The 2,139-nt window shown below is 39.4% G+C and carries 1 protein-coding gene; it reads left to right on the top strand.

Features of this window, described 5'->3' with window-relative positions; all coding sequences use genetic code 11:
• Window positions 1–18: 18 nt before the first annotated feature.
• On the top strand, window positions 19–2,139 hold a 2,121-nt coding region (locus K2Y18_05540; GenBank protein MBX9805198.1), incomplete at its 3' end, for a conjugative transfer relaxase/helicase TraI.

Below are 2,139 nucleotides of genomic sequence, written 5' to 3'. Positions count from 1 at the left end.
GATGATAAAGACAATCTGGTGAAAACCATAACCACCCGTGATTCACAAAAAGGCGCGGCTCTTGAGTTTGTTAATAGTAAAGTGCTTCAACAACATGCAGCAGGCCTAAAGCCCAATGAACTGTCTTTGCAAAGCGTCATAGAGAAAAAACAAATTCGTGAAAGCGAATGGAACGAGATGGAGCGGGAAATCACTTCCTACAATGAGGCAAAGCAACATTCAAATACAAGACAAGCCTCCATCCATGCCGCAAAAATTATTAAAAATAAAACGTGCTATAGATTGGCTATTACCCGACTTTCTCATAGTCACAAAACCTATCAACGTGATGCCTTGCTCCTTGAAACAGCAAAACTTTGTGCAAATTTAAAAGGTGATGATCGCTATCATTTTAATACTGTAAAAAACTATGTGCATCTGTCTGAACGTATTGCTCATAGCATCAAGCACACGATAACCCATAAGGATACTAAAAATGACAAGGCCATGAATCAAAAGAGTTTGCAAAAACAATACAACACCCTTTATCAACAGGCATCTCTTATTAGCAAGGATCTTAAAAGTCATCAACCATGGCTTACCCATTTCTCTATCGGCGAAGTGAACCGTCTTGGTGTCCCACAACACCATTTAAGAAAAGAAAATGAAAAAGCCTATGTTCGGCTTGAGAAGCTTGCAGAACGCGCAAGCCTTCATCAAGTCCATCTGAATGTCCTTGATTACATCAAGGCATCGGAAGAACAAAAACCCCTCCTTGCCCATCAGATTAAGCGAGAATCAAAACTCTCACATCGTTTCATTATCGATTTGGCAAGCATTGAGGGTAAATCGCAGGAGTCCTTGTGGAAGGCTATTCACTCTGATGCCAGGATACAAAGTGATCGTCTATTTAGACAGGGATTAAGTGGCGAGGCAAAACTCGCATTTGATACCGTTAAAGCGCTCAAAGCAGTGCAGCAAGAAATCAGAACATCATGGAGTAGCTCTCTTCGTGAAGCACCAAAAGAGGGAACTTTTCAGATTCCTGACTCAAAGACTCAACAATTAATGACGCTTAAAAACAGCTTGGCTTCCCAAATTATAAATAACCCAGCCCTTATGGATGTAGCCTCTTATTTCAAGATAGATCTCAATAGTCTAAGCAAACAAAGTACGCTACATCATTATCGAGAAACCGTTGGACAGTTTGTTAAATCGACCAGTAATTTTAAAACGAAATTAACACTTGCCCGTCAAATCCAAGAACACATCAAAGGCTATTATCCTTTTATTGTTGAAGCAAACATCGATTCAAAAATTCTAGGGAAGTATCTTCGGGTAGTAGAAAGACAAGAACGTTACCAAACAGCAAGTATGGATGAGGCTGGGGATTATAAAAAGATTCTTCTGTACAAAATGGCCAATCATAAGATGCGCGCGCATTGGAAAGCTCATTACAATTTGACGCCTAATGAACGTAAAACAAACAGCACGAATGCAGGGCTTGCAAGCATTCAATCAGCCAAAAGAGATGCAATTGCCTTCTCACTACGTCAATCAACTTACTTAGGAAGTCATTTAAAACTAGAACGAATAGATTGTGATAAATTCAATCAACAGGCCGAAAGTCATCTTGCAAAATGCACTCAAATCAATTCAATCAATGTTCTTGCCAAAAAACTAATTCATCAATACCCAACCCTTGAAAACCAAAAAACAGACAAAGCTATTGCTGCCTGGAAAGGTAACTGGTCAAGTGTATTTTGTGAGGTAACGCGCATTAAAAACGATCGTTCCTTTATTGAAGCATTAAAAGGGAAAGAGGCATTGCTTGAACAAATCAGTGCATTTGATAAAAGCATTAGAAAACAATACGAAATTAAAGAACATTCTCAACCTGCTACAAAGGTTAACCCGAATCTACGAAAAATAAGTCAAAGTACATCCTATCTTGATGCCAGAGCGATAAATGAAGCATTAATGGTAGCGCCCGTAGAAACTTATAAAGCCATATTCGGTGAGCCCAAATCAATTAACTCACGTGAAATGCGTTTTAGCGGTGGTCTTATCGTTACGCTAAAAGGCAGTAAAGAAGGGCTTTGGTATGATTTTAATGAAGGGCGTGGTGGGATGCCAATTGACGCAATTATGACATCACGC

The sequence above is a fragment of the Alphaproteobacteria bacterium genome (genome assembly GCA_019746225.1).
In the GTDB taxonomy this organism is placed as follows: domain Bacteria; phylum Pseudomonadota; class Alphaproteobacteria; order Paracaedibacterales; family VGCI01; genus VGCI01.
Note: the sequence above shows the minus strand (reverse complement) of the source record. Positions and strands in the feature narration are given on the sequence as shown.